The sequence below is a fragment of the Edwardsiella sp. A.80236 genome (assembly GCF_044540725.1).
GTDB lineage: Bacteria > Pseudomonadota > Gammaproteobacteria > Enterobacterales > Enterobacteriaceae > Edwardsiella > Edwardsiella tarda.
This window is the reverse complement of the sequence record NZ_JBIUCY010000008.1, coordinates 88,618-105,376: the sequence shown is the minus strand read 5'-3', so window position 1 is coordinate 105,376 and position 16,759 is coordinate 88,618. Positions and strand designations below refer to the sequence as shown.

General features: G+C 57.3%; 13 protein-coding genes. 5 read left to right on the top strand and 8 right to left on the bottom strand.

Annotation, left to right across the window (positions count from 1 at the left end):
• Nucleotides 1-3: 3 nt before the first annotated feature.
• Nucleotides 4-2,121 carry a bifunctional 23S rRNA (guanine(2069)-N(7))-methyltransferase RlmK/23S rRNA (guanine(2445)-N(2))-methyltransferase RlmL gene (gene rlmKL / locus ACEQFP_RS08945; RefSeq protein ID WP_396464201.1) on the bottom strand — a complete coding sequence of 706 codons (2,118 nt, stop codon included), beginning with the start codon at nucleotides 2,119-2,121 and terminating at the stop codon, nucleotides 4-6.
• 306 nt (nucleotides 2,122-2,427) lie between these two features.
• On the opposite strand from rlmKL, the gene ACEQFP_RS08940 reads away from it, so the two are divergent.
• Nucleotides 2,428-3,195 (top strand): potassium channel family protein, encoded by a 768-nt coding sequence (locus tag ACEQFP_RS08940; protein WP_370545912.1) that lies wholly within the window; start codon nucleotides 2,428-2,430, stop codon nucleotides 3,193-3,195.
• Nucleotides 3,196-3,339: 144 nt separating this feature from the next.
• On the opposite strand, the gene ACEQFP_RS08935 is transcribed toward ACEQFP_RS08940, so the two are convergent.
• The 6 genes from ACEQFP_RS08935 to pepN form a co-directional block, all read right to left on the bottom strand.
• The gene (locus tag ACEQFP_RS08935; RefSeq protein WP_005284368.1) at nucleotides 3,340-3,669 is read right to left on the bottom strand and encodes a YmgD family protein; all 330 of its coding nucleotides are present in this window, start codon (nucleotides 3,667-3,669) and stop codon (nucleotides 3,340-3,342) included.
• A 17-nt stretch (nucleotides 3,670-3,686) separates the two neighbouring features.
• Nucleotides 3,687-4,064, bottom strand: a complete 378-nt coding sequence (locus ACEQFP_RS08930; protein WP_005284364.1) for a glycine zipper family protein — start codon at nucleotides 4,062-4,064, stop codon at nucleotides 3,687-3,689.
• Nucleotides 4,065-4,256: 192 nt separating this feature from the next.
• A complete protein-coding gene (locus ACEQFP_RS08925; RefSeq protein ID WP_370545913.1) occupies nucleotides 4,257-4,811 on the bottom strand; it encodes a cell division protein ZapC in 555 nt (184 codons plus the stop codon).
• A gap of 174 nt (nucleotides 4,812-4,985) precedes the next feature.
• On the bottom strand, nucleotides 4,986-5,996 hold the full coding sequence (pyrD, locus tag ACEQFP_RS08920) for a quinone-dependent dihydroorotate dehydrogenase (RefSeq protein WP_205438410.1): 1,011 nt from the start codon (nucleotides 5,994-5,996) through the stop codon (nucleotides 4,986-4,988).
• A 552-nt stretch (nucleotides 5,997-6,548) separates the two neighbouring features.
• Nucleotides 6,549-6,932: a VOC family protein gene (locus ACEQFP_RS08915; RefSeq protein ID WP_109610280.1), complete on the bottom strand. Its 384-nt coding sequence runs from the start codon at nucleotides 6,930-6,932 to the stop codon at nucleotides 6,549-6,551.
• A 111-nt stretch (nucleotides 6,933-7,043) separates the two neighbouring features.
• Complete coding sequence (gene pepN / locus ACEQFP_RS08910; RefSeq protein WP_109610281.1) at nucleotides 7,044-9,662, bottom strand: aminopeptidase N; 2,619 nt, start codon at nucleotides 9,660-9,662, stop codon at nucleotides 7,044-7,046.
• 403 nt (nucleotides 9,663-10,065) lie between these two features.
• Between pepN and pncB the strand changes: the two genes are divergently transcribed.
• The 4 genes from pncB to ACEQFP_RS08890 all read left to right on the top strand — a co-directional run bounded on the left by pncB (nucleotide 10,066) and on the right by ACEQFP_RS08890 (nucleotide 15,774).
• Nucleotides 10,066-11,271 carry a nicotinate phosphoribosyltransferase gene (pncB, locus tag ACEQFP_RS08905; protein ID WP_109579469.1) on the top strand — a complete coding sequence of 402 codons (1,206 nt, stop codon included), beginning with the start codon at nucleotides 10,066-10,068 and terminating at the stop codon, nucleotides 11,269-11,271.
• A gap of 208 nt (nucleotides 11,272-11,479) precedes the next feature.
• Nucleotides 11,480-12,880, top strand: a complete 1,401-nt coding sequence (asnS, locus tag ACEQFP_RS08900; RefSeq protein WP_005284344.1) for an asparagine--tRNA ligase — start codon at nucleotides 11,480-11,482, stop codon at nucleotides 12,878-12,880.
• 322 nt (nucleotides 12,881-13,202) lie between these two features.
• Nucleotides 13,203-14,345 (top strand): porin OmpC, encoded by a 1,143-nt coding sequence (gene ompC, locus ACEQFP_RS08895; RefSeq protein ID WP_272494251.1) that lies wholly within the window; start codon nucleotides 13,203-13,205, stop codon nucleotides 14,343-14,345.
• A gap of 235 nt (nucleotides 14,346-14,580) precedes the next feature.
• Entirely contained in the window at nucleotides 14,581-15,774 is a 1,194-nt protein-coding gene (locus ACEQFP_RS08890; protein WP_005284340.1) for an amino acid aminotransferase, read from the top strand.
• Nucleotides 15,775-15,858: 84 nt separating this feature from the next.
• On the opposite strand, the gene ACEQFP_RS08885 is transcribed toward ACEQFP_RS08890, so the two are convergent.
• Complete coding sequence (locus ACEQFP_RS08885) at nucleotides 15,859-16,707, bottom strand: cysteine hydrolase family protein (protein ID WP_005284336.1); 849 nt, start codon at nucleotides 16,705-16,707, stop codon at nucleotides 15,859-15,861.
• Between the last annotated feature and the right edge of the window lie 52 nt (nucleotides 16,708-16,759).

Here is a 16,759-nt window from a genome sequence, read left to right as displayed (position 1 = left end):
CGCTTATTTTTCCTCGCCGGCATGGGTAATCAGCCAGCAATTGTGGATCTGGCGGTTACGGACAAAATCGGCAGACAGGGTGCGCTCGGTGATCTCCTGCGCCTGTAACCCCAGTCGCGCCATTCCCGCTTGATCCATCTTAAAGCCACGTTTGTTGTTAGAGAACATGATGGCGCCGCCCGGACGCAGGATACGCGCCAGATCCGCCATCAAGTCCAAATGATCGCGCTGCACGTCGAAGGTTCCCTCCATACGCTTCGAGTTGGAGAAGGTCGGCGGATCGATGAAGATCAGATCGAACTTATCCTCGCAGTGACGCAGGTAGGCCAGGCAATCCGCCTGTACCAGACGATGCTGGCGGCCAGTCAAACCATTGAGGCGCAAATTCCGTTCCGCCCACTCCAGATAGGTCCGCGACATATCTACGGTGGTGGTCGAGCGGGCGCCGCCCAGGCCCGCGTAAACGCTGGCACTACCGGTGTAGGCAAACAGGTTGAGGAAATCCTTGCCACGGCTCATCTCACCCAGCATACGGCGGGCGATACGGTGGTCGATAAACAGCCCACTGTCCAGGTAGTCGGTCAGGTTAACCCAGAAATGAGCGCCATACTCGCGCACCTCCATGAATTCGCCCTTCTGCGCCAGCTTCTCATACTGGCTCTTACCCTTCTGCCGTTCACGGGTCTTCAGGATCAGGTTGTTTCCGCTGATCCCCATGACCGACTGCGTCACATTGACCACATCGAACAGACGCTGACGCGCCTTCTGCGCATCCACGCTCTTCGGCGGTGCATACTCCTGGATCACCACCTTGTCGGCATAACGATCGACCGCCACATTATACTCCGGCAGATCGGCGTCATAGACGCGGTAGCACTCCAGCCCCTGCTGGCGCGCCCACTTATCAAATTTTTTCAGATTCTTGCGCAGACGGTTGGCGTAATCCTGAGCCACCTCGCCGCCCTCGCCTTGCGGCGTCGCGCTAAGACGGTAGTTCTTCTGCACACACTCCAGCGGGCCGTTCTTGGCCTTGAACTGGCGTTCGGCGCGCAGCTGCAAGCAACTCAACAGCTCCGGCGAGGCACTGAATAGCGACAGTTGCCATCCCGCGAACTCGCGCTTCATGATGCGCCCCAGGGTATTATGCAAGGCGATCAGCGCCGGTTCGCTCTCTAGGCGCTCACCATAGGGCGGGTTGCTCACGACCGTGCCCTGCGGCCCCTCGGGTAACGGGTTATGCAGCTGTGCCACATCGCCCGCATTGAAGGTGATCAGGGACGCAACGCCGGCGCGACGGGCGTTGGCGCGGGCCATCTCCAATACGCGACGATCGAGATCGTAACCGAAGAAGCGCGAAGTGGTCTGCTCTAGGCCAAGACGCGCGCGACGCTGCGCCTCGACACATACCGCCTGCCATAATTCGGCGTCGTGGCCGAGCCAGGCAGTAAAGCCCCAACGGGTACGTTGCAGGCCCGGTGCATGATCGGAGGCCATCATCGCCGCCTCGATCAAGAGGGTACCGGAGCCACACATCGGATCGACCAGCGGTGTGCCCGGCTGCCAACCGGAACGCAGTACCACGGCGGCCGCCAGCGTCTCCTTAAGCGGTGCCTGACCCGTCAAGTCGCGGTAACCACGCTGATGTAGACCCTCACCGCTGAGATCCAGCGACACCACAGCGCGCTCGCGTTGTAAGTTAACGTTGATGCGAATATCGGGATCTTGTTTGGCCACGCTGGGGCGCGCGTCGATACTACGGGTGAAACGATCGACGATGGCGTCCTTCACCTTCAAGGCGCCGTATTGACTGTTACGGATCTCCTCGTTGGTACCGCTAAAATACACCGCAAAGGTCTTATCGACGCCGAATAGCGTCGTCCAATCGATCGCCTGCACCCCCAGGTAGAGGTCCAGATCGCTGTAAACGTTGAACTCGCCCAGCGGCAGCATGATGCGCGAGGCCAAACGACTCCACATCAGACTTTGATAGAGCAAACGCCCATCTCCTCTGAAATGCACGCCACCTTGGACGATCTGGCAGTCATGCGCACCGAGCCCTTCCAATTCATTTTTCAGTAGTTCTTCGAGACCGCGCGCGGTGCTGGCAAAAAGAGATTTCATGTTTTCACTATCGCTATCAGTCAGTTATGGATGATTTCTTTCACGGATGTCGCCGCCAGCTCATCGATACAGCGCCGAAGAGACTGAGCAAAACGATAACGGTGAGAATAAACCCGACATTTTCCACTTTTCCCCGCCACCATGCCATCCCTAGCGCGTTTTTTTACATATTTTCCCCCTCAATCAAGGGAGCGAGCGACGACGGCGGCAATTTTTGTTAACTTCCCCAGCCACGGCTATGCTTAAATGCCCGGCCGCATCGAGGCGTGCTGCCTCTTCATCAGACTCCTGGCAAGGTGGGTTATCATGCACGGGACGAAACCCCAGCGTCACCATATTCCATTGCGCGTCAAAGCCGAGCAGCATCAATTCGGCTGGCTATTTGCCTCGCTCATCGGCGTATTTTTTATCAATCTTATCCCCAACATCGGCGATCTACAGATCAAGTCGCTAATCTGCCTGACACTACAAGGGATCGCCGGTTTTAACGTCGTATTACGCCGTTATCGTAAGTTCGTCACGGTACCGATTATTGTCAATATTGTTATATTTATCTTCTTCCCCCACTCGGTCCCCTTTGTCGTGTTGGGAAAAATGTTATATCTGTATTTCTTCACCCTGGTCACCATCGCCGTGGTACGTAAAGTCATTCTCGCCACCCGCGTCGATATCGAGGTATTGCTGGCCGCCCTCAGCGGTTTTCTGCTAATTGGCTATATCGGCCTGTTTATCTTCTCGAGCATCGAGGTGTTACATCCCGGTTCGTTTAAGGGGATCGGTGGCGATCAGCAGCAGATGTTTAATGATCTGTTCTATTACTCTTTCATCAGTATTCTAACCGTCGGTTATGGCGATATTGTGGCCGTCTCCTGGCCAGCGCGTAACGCGACCATTTTGGTAGTGCTCCTGGGGTATATTTACTCTCTGGTGTTTATCGCCCGTATCGTTAGCGACTTTCCCAAACTGGCGCCGCTATGCGGCAAAGAGGAGGAGGAAGAGAAGGAAGCCAACGCGAATACCGGCGTCCCCCCGCAGAATAAAAGAGCCAGGACGGCACGGAGACGGAAACACTAAACGAGAGCCGCGCGCATGGATTTACCTATCCCGCACGATGGCCCCTCAAACAAAAAGCCAGCGTAAACGCTGGCTTTTTTCATTGGGCATCGCGTCGATCGTCGAGCCCCCACTAACCGCCGCGTCGTCGCGACTCAGTCAGCCTTATTTCTGCGCGATGGCACGCATGGTGTCATCGATCGCCGTAATCAGCAGCATCTGCGGATCGGCCGCACACACCTGATTCAGTTTATCGATGACGGCCTTATCGGTGTCGGCAGTCTTAGCGATCTTCAGCCCACGGCTCTCAACGCTGGCGTTACCCATGATCGCAACAACCTCGGCCACCCCGGCGCTGTCGGTCTTAGCCAACTCGCCGGCATCGGCGCAAGTCATGTACACTTCGGCCGGTAAACCGGATTTAATGTCGTAAGATTGAGCCCATACGGTCGGCGCTGCAGCCAGAGCAGAAACTAAGAACAATACCTTTTTCACATGCAATTCCTTCTGTTTTATTGGATCCGGCCGATGATCGCGCCGCCAGCACCGCCGACGACAGCCCCTTTGATGGCGCCCTCTATGCCGTTGCCGGACAATACGCCGGCGACGGCGCCGACGGTCGCCCCAATGGTTGCCCCTTTACGGGCTTTCTTGCCTTTATGCCCTTTTTCACTGATGGCGCCGACACCGGCACCCAACGCCGCGCCTTTAAGCACACCGTTAACACCATTACCGGACAATAGGCCGGCGGTCGCCCCCAGTAACGCCCCTTTAGTGGTGCGGCTCGGGCCGGCTAACGAAGCCGTTGAAAAAGTCAGCAATGACACCGTGGTCACTGCAATCAGCGTTTTCCTTAGCGCTGACGGGAATTTCCCTGACGCGTCAAACATATCAACCTCCCTTGATGATCGTGACGTTTGCCATGGAGCGCATGATAACACGAACAATCCTAGCCTTGGGGCCTAACACCGGATATTCGTCTAAATAAAGTACGATTTGGCAGGTAATAGCAGGAATTTAGGATTATTACCTAAAGGGATGTGGCCCGAGAAAAGGACAAGTCGTACCCAGAGGAAAGGCGCTTACCCGGCGTAAGCTAACGTATCGCAGGCGGCGGCCTGAGGCGCATGATGCAGCGGCAGCAGGCGATCGTGCATCACCTTAATCGCCTCGCCTAATCGCTGTGTCTTGCCCGCCAACACCAGCTGTGGCTGCGCCAGTAAACATAGGCTAGCGTGCTCACCCGGGTCGACCACCAACAAACGCCCCCAGCCACTCCCATCCTGCAGTTGAACGGCAACCAGTTCACCGAGTGATGGCGCATAGCACCCCGGCTGGCAAGTAAAGTACCAGCTCTTCGGCATCAACGGTTTGAGAAAGCGTTGCGCGACCAGGGCGTTGAGCACCAGTTCGACATGCAGTGAAGCCTCCAGGTCACACGCCTGACAACGTTCAATAAAGTGATAATAACTGGCGACATCATCGAGACAAAAGGTGCTGACATCGAACGCATCCGGCGTCAACATCTTGGCAGGAAAACGGGAGCGAAAAACCATGCCATTCGCCAAATCCAGCATCAGACGATCGTGTTGTTGATCAAAGAACCAACGCCAGCGATCCCCGGGCTTTATATTCATGTGTGACTCCCCCTAGCCATAAACTCCCTGGCAACATAACGATCCTGGCGAATGATGTCACGTTACCGTCAGCCATCGGCTCAACACCTGCATAAATAAACAACGGATTGTTTGAAATATAGACTAGCCCGCGACAGAAATAAAGTCACGGGCTAAATAGGAAGGGATAACGCGTTAAATGTAGTTAACGATCTCTTTAACGAGACCCGGCCCTTTGAAGATAAATCCGGAATAAATCTGCACCAGCGAGGCACCCGCTTGCATTTTTTCCCGCGCGGCAATGACCGAATCAATACCACCAACACCGATAATCGGCAGGCGACCCTGTAATTCGGCGGAGAGCAGGCGAATAATTTCGGTGCTCTTTAATTGCAAGGGACGACCACTCAAGCCCCCGCTTTGAGCACAATGATTGAGACCGGCGACCAGCGAGCGATCCAGCGTCGTGTTGGTCGCGATCACCCCATCGATACCGTGACGTACCAGGCTATCGGCCACCTGCACCAACTCTTCATGACTGAGATCGGGCGCGATTTTTACCGCCAGCGGAACATACTTGGCATGCTTCTGCTGTAATTCTGCCTGCTTATTTTTAATCGCGGCCAGCAAATCATCCAAGGCCTCACCATATTGCAGGGTACGCAACCCCGGCGTATTCGGTGAAGAGATATTGACCGCGATATAACCGGCATAGGAATAAACCTTATCCATACAGATCAGATAATCATCCTTACCCTGCTCTACCGGCGTATCTTTATTCTTACCGATATTGATGCCGAGCACGCCACCGAAATGGGATTTTTTGACGTTCTCGATCAAATTATCGACGCCCAGGTTGTTAAAGCCCATGCGGTTAATTAACCCTTCCGCCTCGACGATACGGAAGAGACGCGGCTTCTCGTTACCCGGTTGCGGACGCGGCGTGACGGTCCCCACCTCGATAGATCCGAATCCCATGGCGCCCAACGCATCGATGCATTCGCCATCCTTGTCCAACCCTGCGGCCAATCCGAGCGGATTCTTGAAGGACAATCCCATGCAGCTGACCGGTTTACTCGGCACGGACTGGCGCACCAGGCCGAGGAGCGGCGTACCACTGATACGATGCAGTTGCTTAAAGGTAAACTCGTGCGCACGTTCCGGATCGAGTTGAAAGAGTGCCTTCCTGATAAAAGGGTAGAACATGAGATCTCCTGATTCCCGTTGCCAAACGGGGCGCTATTATCGGGTAAGTCGCGACGAATTGGAATTGATTAAAGACAAAATAGGCCGACAAAGGCAAACGTTTTACCCCCCGCCCGGTAGGGTTAGCACGCGGCTAATCGCCGCCTCGATCATTATCCTGATTACCATATTAACGGGAACGATATCAGGCGCCCTTACTTCGCGAGACAATCACGCCGAGCGAAGTAACCACGGCCGCCGACCGATCACCAACTTCTGTGTCACACCGTTAGTCATCAATCATGGAGAAGGCGTGGTTACCTGGGCGCTAACCTTAACGCCGCCCCGACTCATGCCGTCACGAGACGACACGCCACAGCGCCCACCGGGCGTGTCACACCCTGGCTCAGCCTGGCCGAATCGTATGATTGGATAGGGGCCAGCGGCGCGCGCAGCGCCGGTGACGCGCTATGTCGGCAAGAATAGAAGGCAAGAATAGAAATAGCACAGAGCCCCCGAGGGGGGCCTGCGGCGCCGAGTCGCGGGCATGATGGCGAAAGTCCGACGTCTCCCTCACACCGTTCGATAGACGCTAATCTCGACCAGATTACCGTCCGGATCGCGCAGATATAGGCTATCGATCGGCCCGCAGGCGCCGGTACGCGGCACCACCCCCAACTCAATCGTCAACCCACGCGCCTCCAGCTCCCGCTTAATCTGCTGAATATCCCCCTGCGCCAACAGGCAAATGTCCAAGCTACCGTAGGTCACCTGACGCGCGGCCGGGGTAAACTCCGCCTTGCGGCGGTGGATATTGATCTTCTGATTACCGAAGGTCAGCGCTAGACGATCGTTGCGCCGATCCAACGTCATGCCTAACCCATCGACATAGAAGGCCAGCGTCTGCTCGACATCCTCCACGGTGATCACCACGTGATCGATTCCTGTAATTACCATTCCTCACCTCCTGATAAAACACGCTAGGCCGGGCCACGCCACCCCGCCCGGGGCGCAGGCAAAAAAATACCGGCCCAGAGAGCCGGTAGAGATAGGGCGGTCATCCCACGATCAGGACTCCAACGCCCGGGTGATCTTCTCATACAGATCGCCAGAGAGGTTATCCAATGCCAACAACGTCTCCAACTGTTTACGCATCAGCGCTTGGCGCCCCTCGTCGTAACGTTTCAAACGGATCAACGGATCCACCATGCGAGCGGCGACCTGTGGGTTACGGCGATTCAAGTCACTCAAGATCGCCGTCAGGAAGGCATAACCGGAGCCGTCGGGAGCGTGGAAGGCACGCGGGTTCAACTGGGCAAAGGCACCGACCAGCGCACGCGTCCGGTTCGGGTTGCTTAAGGTAAAGGCGCGGTGGTGTAACAACTGACGCACACGATCCAGAACGTCATCATCCGGGGCGGTCGCCTGCAGGGTAAACCACTTGTCCATCACCAGCCCATCCTGATGCCAGCGCTGATCGAACTCATCCATCAACGCAGCACGGCACGGCAATTGTGCCGCCATCGCCGCCGACAGCGCGCCGAGCGCATCGGTCATGTTGTCGGCTTGGTGATACTGCGCGCTGACCAAGGCATCCGCCTGCGCCACATCGGGCCCGAAGGCCAAATAACGCAGGCAGACATTGCGCAGCGCGCGCTTGGCGATATCGCCATGCTCGATACGGTAGAGCGGCGTCGCGTTCTGATGGTAGGCCGCCAACCACTCCCCGGCCAACTGTTGCGCCAGCAGACGGGTCATCGCCTGATGGACCTGAGCGATGGCCTCGGGATCGATCAGGCTGAACAGCTCGGCCATCTCCACCTCGGAGGGTAACGTCAGGATCTGGGCGCGTAACGCCGGATCGCGCTGCTCGTCGCGTAACACGTTGCCGAAGGCCGTCACCACATGCTCGGGCAACGACAATGGCTGTCCCTGCTGGCTACGAGAGACATTCAGACGCACATACTTGGCCAACAGCATCTGTGCCGCATCCCAACGCGCAAAGTCGTTGCGGGCATGCTGCATCAGGAACGTCAGCTGCTGATCGCTGTAGGGATATTCCAGACGTACCGGCGCGGAGAACTCACGCAGTAGCGACGGCGTCGGCGCCTGCGGCACATTATCAAAGGCAAAACTCTGCTCCGCCTCGGTCACGCTCAAGACGTTGCCGACCGCCTGCCCATCCATCATCAAGGGGATCACCTGGCCATCGGCATCGTACAGTTCGATGTCCAGCGGGATGTGCAGTGGTTGCTTATCGGCCTGATCGGCCGTCGCCGGTGTGCTCTGGGTGACATACAGGCGATACTGGCGCCGTTCGGCGTCGTATTCGTCGCGTACCGTCAACAGCGGCGTACCGGATTGGCTATACCAACGACGGAACAGCGTCAGATCGATGCCCGAGGCGTCTTCCATCGCCTGGACAAAGTCATCGCAGGTGGCGGCGCTGCCGTCATGACGCGCAAAGTAGAGGCGCATCCCGGCCTGGAACTTCTCTTCGCCCAGCAGGGTATGCAGCATACGGATCACCTCGGCCCCCTTCTCATACACCGTTAGGGTATAGAAGTTGTTCATCTCGATGACCTTCTCCGGCCGGATCGGGTGTGCCATCGGACTGGCGTCCTCGGCGAACTGGGCGCCGCGTAGTACGCGCACGTTGTCGATGCGGTTGACCGCCCGTGAGCCTAAGTCAGAGCTGAACTCCTGGTCGCGGAACACCGTCAGCCCCTCTTTGAGGCTCAGTTGGAACCAGTCACGGCAGGTCACGCGGTTCCCGGTCCAGTTATGGAAGTATTCATGGCCGATCACCGATTCAATATTCAGGTAATCTTTGTCGGTCGCGGTCTGCGCCTTGGCCAGCACGAACTTGGCGTTGAAGATGTTCAACCCCTTGTTCTCCATCGCCCCCATATTAAAGAAATCCACCGCCACGACCATGTAGATATCCAGATCGTACTCCAGGCCGAAGCGCTGTTCGTCCCAACGCATGGCGTTCTTCAGCGAGGTCATCGCCCACTCGGCACGATCGAGGTTACCGCGATCGACATACAGCTCCAGCGCGACGCTGCGCCCGCTACGGGTAATAAAGGTATCGCTCAGCCGATCGAAGTCACCGGCCACCAGCGCGAACAGATAACAGGGTTTGGGGAACGGATCTTCCCACTGTACCCAATGGCGGCCATCCGCCAGCTCGCCCTGCTCGATCCGGTTACCGTTAGAGAGTAGATAAGGATAGCGCGCCTTATCCGCCACGATGCGGGTACGGAAACGGGCCAGGACATCGGGACGATCCAAATAGTAGGTAATGTGGCGGAACCCCTCGGCCTCGCACTGGGTGCATAGCGCCTCGCCGGACTGGTAGAGCCCCTCTAGGGCGCTGTTCTGCGCCGGGTAGATCTCGTTGACGATGGTCAGGGTAAACTGGGATGGTACCCCTTGAATGATCAGCTGATTACCCTCAATCCGGTAGTCGCTCCACGGCAAACCATCCACGGCCAGCGAGCGCAGGGTCAGCGCCTCGCCATCCAGCACCAGCGGTGCACCCGGGCTACCCAGCAGTCGAACCTGGCTGATCGCCGTCACCGTGGTGAGGTCGGCGTCGAGGACAAAGTCTAAATCCAGATCGGTGATGGTGTAATCCGGCGCTTGATAATCGCGGCGATACTTCGCCTGTGGTTGTTGAGTCATAGCTACCCTTGTTGGCTCTCTTTGGCTGGGCGGCAGTGGGCGGGTGGGTGCGCGACCCGTCGAGACGGGATGCCTCCCCGCCACCTACGCGATCTGTGCGGACACCGTGCTACGCGGCGCCACACCCCTTATTGTCGCAGCATATCTTGTGCGATGGGATTGTTCCATACTATATAGCCGCACGCGGCGGGATAACACGCTCAGAGTGCTATGGTGCGTACGCGCCTCGCCCGTAACGGCAGAGAGAGGCCTGGATTTTTCCCGGCTCGCGGCGTCGGACCGGCGCCCAATCCGCGACCTATCGGCCACCGTTTGCGTAGATTATCGGTTCATTCTGCGCATAAACTAGGTATACTCCTTCGACTTTTGTCAATAATCCCTGACGAGGATGCAGTAACGCGCCATGACTCAAGATGTCTCCCCGATTATCACTTCGCTGCTGGACACCGACGCCTATAAACTGCATATGCAACAGGCGGTGTTCCACCGTTACCGCAATGTCAGCGTGGCGGCGGAGTTTCGCTGCCGTGGCGACGAACTGCTGGGGGAATATGCCGACGAGATAGCCAGCCAGGTCAAACTGATGGGGCAGTTGACCCTGAGCCAGGATGAGTATGACTATCTGGCGGCCCTGCCCTTCTTCCAGCGTGACTACCTCGATTGGCTGCGTACCCTGCGACTCGACCCGACACAGGTCGTCATCCGTAACGAGGGCGGTCGGTTAACGATCCGCATCAGTGGCCCCTGGCGCGAGGTGATCCTGTGGGAGGTGCCGCTACTGGCGGTGATCAGCGAGGTGGTACATCGCCATCGCTCCCCGCACATCACCCCACAGATCGCCATCGCACAGCTACAGCGCCGTTTAGCGTCGTTCCGTCAGTTGAGCAGCGATGTCGATCTCAGCGGCTTTCGCCTGATGGACTTTGGCACCCGGCGCCGCTTCTCGCGGGCGGTGCATCAGGCCATCCTGACGACCCTACAGCAGGAGTTCCCCTACCTGAGCGGCACCAGCAACTACCTATTTGCCAAACAAATGGGGTTGGCGCCGTTAGGCACCCAGGCGCATGAATGGTTCCAGGCTCACCAACAGATCTGCCCGGTACTGGCCAACAGCCAGCGCGCGGCGCTGCAATCTTGGCTGGATGAGTACCCCGATCAACTAGGGATCGCCCTGACCGACTGCATCACCATGGATGCCTTCCTGCGCGACTTTGGTAGCCAGTTCGCCGGCCACTACCAGGGGCTACGCCACGATTCGGGAGATCCGATCGCCTGGGGCGAGAAGGCCATCGCCCATTATGAGACGTTGGGTATCGATCCGCGCGACAAGGTGCTGGTCTTCTCCGATAGTCTGGATCTGCCGAAGGCTTTGGCGCTCTACCGCCACTTCCATGGCCGTATTCGCCTCAGCTTTGGCATCGGAACTCACCTGACCTGTGATCTGCCCGGAGTACGGCCGCTAAACATCGTCATCAAACTGGTGGAATGCAACGGCAAACCGGTCGCCAAGCTCTCCGATAGTCCGGGTAAGACCATCTGCCAGGATGCCGCCTTCGTCAAGGCGCTGCGCAAAGCCTTCGATCTGCCGCTGGTCAAACGCGCCAGCTGATCCCTTATCCGGTGCGATGCCATGCGGTGTGGCACCGGTTTTCCCCCCACTCACCCCATAATTAGGGGCAATGACACGAAAAAGTTACCTCAACGGGGCTTAATTCCGCTTGTGTCTGTTTGCATGACAAGTAACATAGCATCATGCCCTTGATCGATGAGGGGGCAAGGTTATTTGTCAATCAAGATCATTATAAAGAGAGAAATCTATGAGCGTAGTGCCTGTAGTCGACGTACTGCAAGGCCGCGTGGCGGTAGACACTGAGGTCACCGTTCGTGGCTGGGTACGTACCCGGAGAGATTCTAAAGCTGGTATCTCCTTCCTCGCCGTCTATGACGGCTCCTGCTTTGATCCGTTACAGGCCGTCGTGAATAATTCTCTGCCGAATTATGAAGATGAAGTGCTGCGCCTGACCACCGGCTGCTCGGTGGAAGTCAGCGGTCGCGTCGTGGCCTCGCCGGGCGAGGGGCAGAGTTTCGAGCTGCAAGCGACAGGCATCCGCGTGGTCGGCTGGGTCGAAGATCCGGATACCTACCCGATGGCGGCTAAGCGCCACAGCATCGAATACCTGCGTGAAGTCGCTCACCTGCGTCCGCGCACCAACCTGATCGGAGCCGTCGCCCGCGTGCGCCACACCCTGGCGCAGGCTATCCATCGCTATTTTCATGAGAACGGCTACTTCTGGGTCTCTACCCCGCTGATCACCGCCTCCGATACCGAAGGCGCCGGCGAGATGTTCCGTGTCTCTACCCTGGATATGGAAAACCTGCCACGCGATGCCGCCGGCAAGGTGGACTACAACGAAGACTTCTTCGGCCGCGAGGCTTTCCTGACGGTATCGGGTCAGCTGAACGGGGAAACTTACGCCTGTGCGCTCTCCAAGGTGTATACCTTCGGTCCGACTTTCCGCGCCGAAAACTCCAACACCAGCCGTCACCTGGCCGAGTTCTGGATGGTTGAGCCGGAAGTCGCTTTCGCCGATCTGGACGCCATCGCCGGCGTGGCCGAAGGGATGCTGAAATATGTGTTTAAGGCAGTGCTGGAAGAGCGCGCCGACGACATGGCCTTCTTCGCCCAGCGTGTCGACAAAGATGCGGTCGAGCGCCTACAGCGCTTTATCACCTCCGACTTCGCCCAGGTCGACTACACGGATGCGATTACCATCCTGGAAAGCTGTGGTAAGCAGTTCGAAAACCCGGTGTTCTGGGGCGTCGATCTCTCCTCCGAGCATGAGCGCTACCTGGCCGAGCAGCACTTTAAGGCGCCGGTGGTGGTGAAAAACTATCCGAAAGACATCAAAGCCTTCTATATGCGTCTAAACGAAGACGGTAAGACCGTCGCCGCGATGGACGTGTTGGCGCCGGGGATCGGTGAGATCATCGGGGGCTCCCAGCGTGAAGAGCGTCTGGATATGCTGGACAAGCGTCTGGATGAGATGGGGCTGAAGAAAGAGGATTACTGGTGGTACCGCGATCTGCGCCGCTACGGCACCGTACCACACTCCGGTTTCGGCCTCGGCTTCGAACGTCTGGTCGCCTATGTCACTGGGGTGCAGAACGTACGCGACGTGATCCCGTTCCCACGCACACCACGCAACGCAACATTTTGATCTAACACGCCATCGGCGCGTTACGATTCACTAACAAAAGCGGGGGTCAGCTTAGCTGACCCCCGCTTTTTTAAACTTAGACCTCTGTCACAAAGTTCCCTAATTTTTACATTTTGATACACATTATTTCATTATGTTACTGCTATAAGATATTTGTATCATTTTGCCTATGGATTATCATCGGTGTGGATGGAACACTGCCATCCAGACACAGGAAGACACCATACTCTCTAGCTTAGTTCCGCTGAGGGTTAAAAAAATCCCAACGGGATCAAATTAGGCAGTGGCAGGTGTCAAAAAAATAAAACCAATGAGGGTAACAATGATGAAACGCAATATTCTTGCAGTGGTAATCCCGGCTCTGCTGGTTGCTGGCGCGGCCAACGCGGCCGAGATGTACAACAAAGACGGCAACAAAGTTAGCCTGTACGGTAAAGTCGACGCCCGTCACGTATTCAGCTCTGACAAGTCTGAAGACGGCGATGCTACCTATGCCCGCTTTGGCTTCAAAGGTGAAACCCAGATCAACAGCGAACTGACCGGTTACGGCCAGTGGGAATACAACTTCCAGGCTAACAACTCTGAAAGCAGCAACCCGCTGATCGGCCAGGAAGGCAACAAGACCCGTCTGGGCTTCGCCGGTCTGAAATTTGCTGAGTTCGGCTCCCTGGATTACGGCCGTAACTACGGCGTAGTCTACGACGTCGAAGCTTGGACCGACGTGCTGCCGGTCTTCGGTGGTGACTCCTACACCTACACCGACAACTTCATGAACGGCCGTACCAACGGCGTCCTGACCTACCGTAACAACGGCTTCTTCGGCCTGGTTGACGGCCTGAATGTCGCCCTGCAGTACCAGGGTAAAAACGGCAACACCGACGAGAGCAACAACGGCCGTGACGGCCTGTCCAAGCAGAATGGCGACGGCTTCGGTATGTCTGCCTCCTACGACCTGGGCTGGGGCGTAAGCGCCGCGGCGGCCTTCTCTTCTTCTAACCGTACTCTGGATCAGAAGAAAGGTGTTAATGTAGCTGGTGTGAAACAAGATAACATCGCTGGCGGTGATAAGGCTCAGGCTTGGACCACCGGTCTGAAGTATGACGCTAACAACGTCTACGTAGCCGCCATGTACGCCGAAACCCTGAACATGACCCCGTACGGTAACGGTGGTATCGCTAACAAGACCCAGAACTTCGAAGCCGTGGCTCAGTACCAGTTCGACTTCGGCCTGCGTCCGTCCATCGCCTACCTGCAGTCTAAGGGCAAGCAGCTGGGTACTGCTGCTAACGTAGACAAAGATCTGGTTAAATACCTGGATCTGGGCTCCTACTACTACTTCAACAAGAACATGTCCGCCTACGTTGACTACAAGATCAACCTGCTGGATGGCAACGACGAGTTCTACAAAAAGAACGGTATCAGCACCGACAACATCGTTGGCGTTGGTATGATCTACCAGTTCTAATCTCGACGCAGCCTCAGGCTGTGTAAGAGCGTCAAGAGCAGGGCTTCGGCCCTGCTTTTTTATGGTGACATCTCTGCGAATCTCCGCCGTTGCCAATTGTTTTTACAGCATTAATTCCGCCATCTGCCCCTTACTCGCCACTTTATCGTCTTTTTCAGCCAAACGGTTGGCAAGGATTGTCCATAGCGGTAATCTGTCGCTTCACTGGCTTAACTGGACACATGGAAGCTCTCGCATGTTTGAAAACATCCCTGCTGCACCCGCCGATCCAATCCTGGGGCTGGCCGACCTGTTTCGCGCCGATGCGCGCCCGCACAAAATCAACCTGGGCATCGGCGTCTACAAAGACGAAAGTGGCAATACCCCGGTACTGACCAGCGTGAAAAAGGCTGAGCAATACCTACTGGAACATGAAACCAGCAAAAACTACCTGAGCATCGATGGTATCGCCGCCTTCGGTCAGCGGACGCTGGAGCTGTTGTTAGGTCAGGAGAACCCGATTCTCTTAGCTAACCGGGCGCACGCCGCCCAGACGCCTGGCGGTACCGGCGCGCTACGTGTCGCCGCCGACTTTCTCGCCAAGAAAACGCCAGCCAAGCGTGTCTGGGTCAGCAATCCCAGCTGGCCGAACCATAAGAGTGTCTTCGCCGCCGCCGGACTCGAGGTGTGCGAGTATGCCTATTACGACGCCGCCAACCATTGCCTGGACTTCGCCGCGCTGCAAGAGAGCCTGTCTCAGGCGCAGCCTGGCGATGTGGTCCTGTTCCATGGCTGCTGCCATAATCCCACCGGCATTGATCCGACCGCCGAGCAGTGGGAGATGCTGGCCGAGCAGTCACGCTGCAACGGTTGGTTGCCGCTGTTCGACTTCGCCTACCAAGGTTTCGCTAACGGCCTGGAAGAGGATGCCCTGGGGCTGCGTATCTTTGCGGCACGCCACGATGAGCTGATCGTCTGCAGCTCCTATTCGAAGAACTTCGGCCTGTACAACGAACGTGTCGGGGCCTGTACCCTGATCGCCGCCGACAGCGGCAGCGCCGCCAATGCCTTCAGCCAGATCAAGGCGGTGATCCGGGCCAACTACTCCAACCCTCCGGCACACGGTGGCGCCATCGTTGCCACCATCCTAGGCAACGACGCGCTACGCACCATGTGGGAACAAGAGCTGACCGACATGCGCCAACGCATCCAGCGCATGCGCCAACTGTTCGTGAATACCCTGCAAGAGAAGGGGGCCGAGCAGGACTTTAGCTTTATCACCCAGCAGAATGGCATGTTCTCCTTCAGCGGCTTGAGCAAAGAGCAAGTCGGTCGCCTACGCGAGGAGTTCGCGGTTTACGCCGTCAACTCTGGCCGCGTCAACGTCGCAGGCATGACGCCAGACAACATGGCGCCGCTGTGCGAGGCTATCGTCGCCGTATTGAAGTAAGCGCGGCGATGCCACATACGGCGGGAGCCCATGGGCGGCCCGCCGTTTTTTATTCCGGTGGTTTAACGGCCTCGCCGGGCGTCATTACCCCAGGGCCGCCATACGTTGGAGCGTTTCCGCCGTCGTCCACAGATCGTTGGCGATGAAACGGTAGTTAATCAAGGCTGCCTGATAGCCGTCCCCCTCCGGGGCGCGCGGCCCGGCGGTCGCATCTTTCACCACCACCACCTCGAACCCCTGCTCCACCAACTCACGCAGATGCGATTCGATACACAAGTTAGCCGCCATCCCTGCCAGCAGGATCTGCGAGATCCCGCGCTTGCGTAACTGAAGCACCAGATCGTTACTCTCCGGACCGAAGATCTTGTGCGGCGAGGCGATGATGGTCTCACCATCCAGGATATAGGGCTTAAATTGCGGCATGAAATCGGCCCCCGAGTCGTTGAATCCCTCCAGCGTCAACGGCCCCTTACGGTCGAACATATGAGTATTATGCATAAAGTGCTCGCCCGGCCCGCCAAACAACCACTGATGATCGTAGGGATAGTAGTAGTGGGGGGAGACGGCCACCACGATCCCCTGGCGCTTAGCCTGGCGAAACAGCGCCTCCAGATGCGCGACGGTATTATTCTCCGTCACACTCTCCTGCAACACGGCCCAGCCGACGCCCTGAGGGCTCAGGAAATCGACCTGAGGATCGACGACCACCAGCGCCACCTGGGATTTCTGTAGGTTGACCCCCGGACGCGGCAAGCCATATGCCTTCGGCTCCGCATAGGGATCGGCCTGGCGCTTAGCACCGCTGGCGGCTTGTGCCATCGTCGATCCCACGGCCGCGAGCCCCACTCCGGCGACCGCCAACCTAACCCCTTTCCCCATCGCGGCACGCCGTGTGATAGGCTGTTCCGACTGCGCTGCTGTCTTCTGATTCATACGATTTCCTTGTTGTGATAAGCCATAATGAACTCACTTGCCCCGCCGTTGG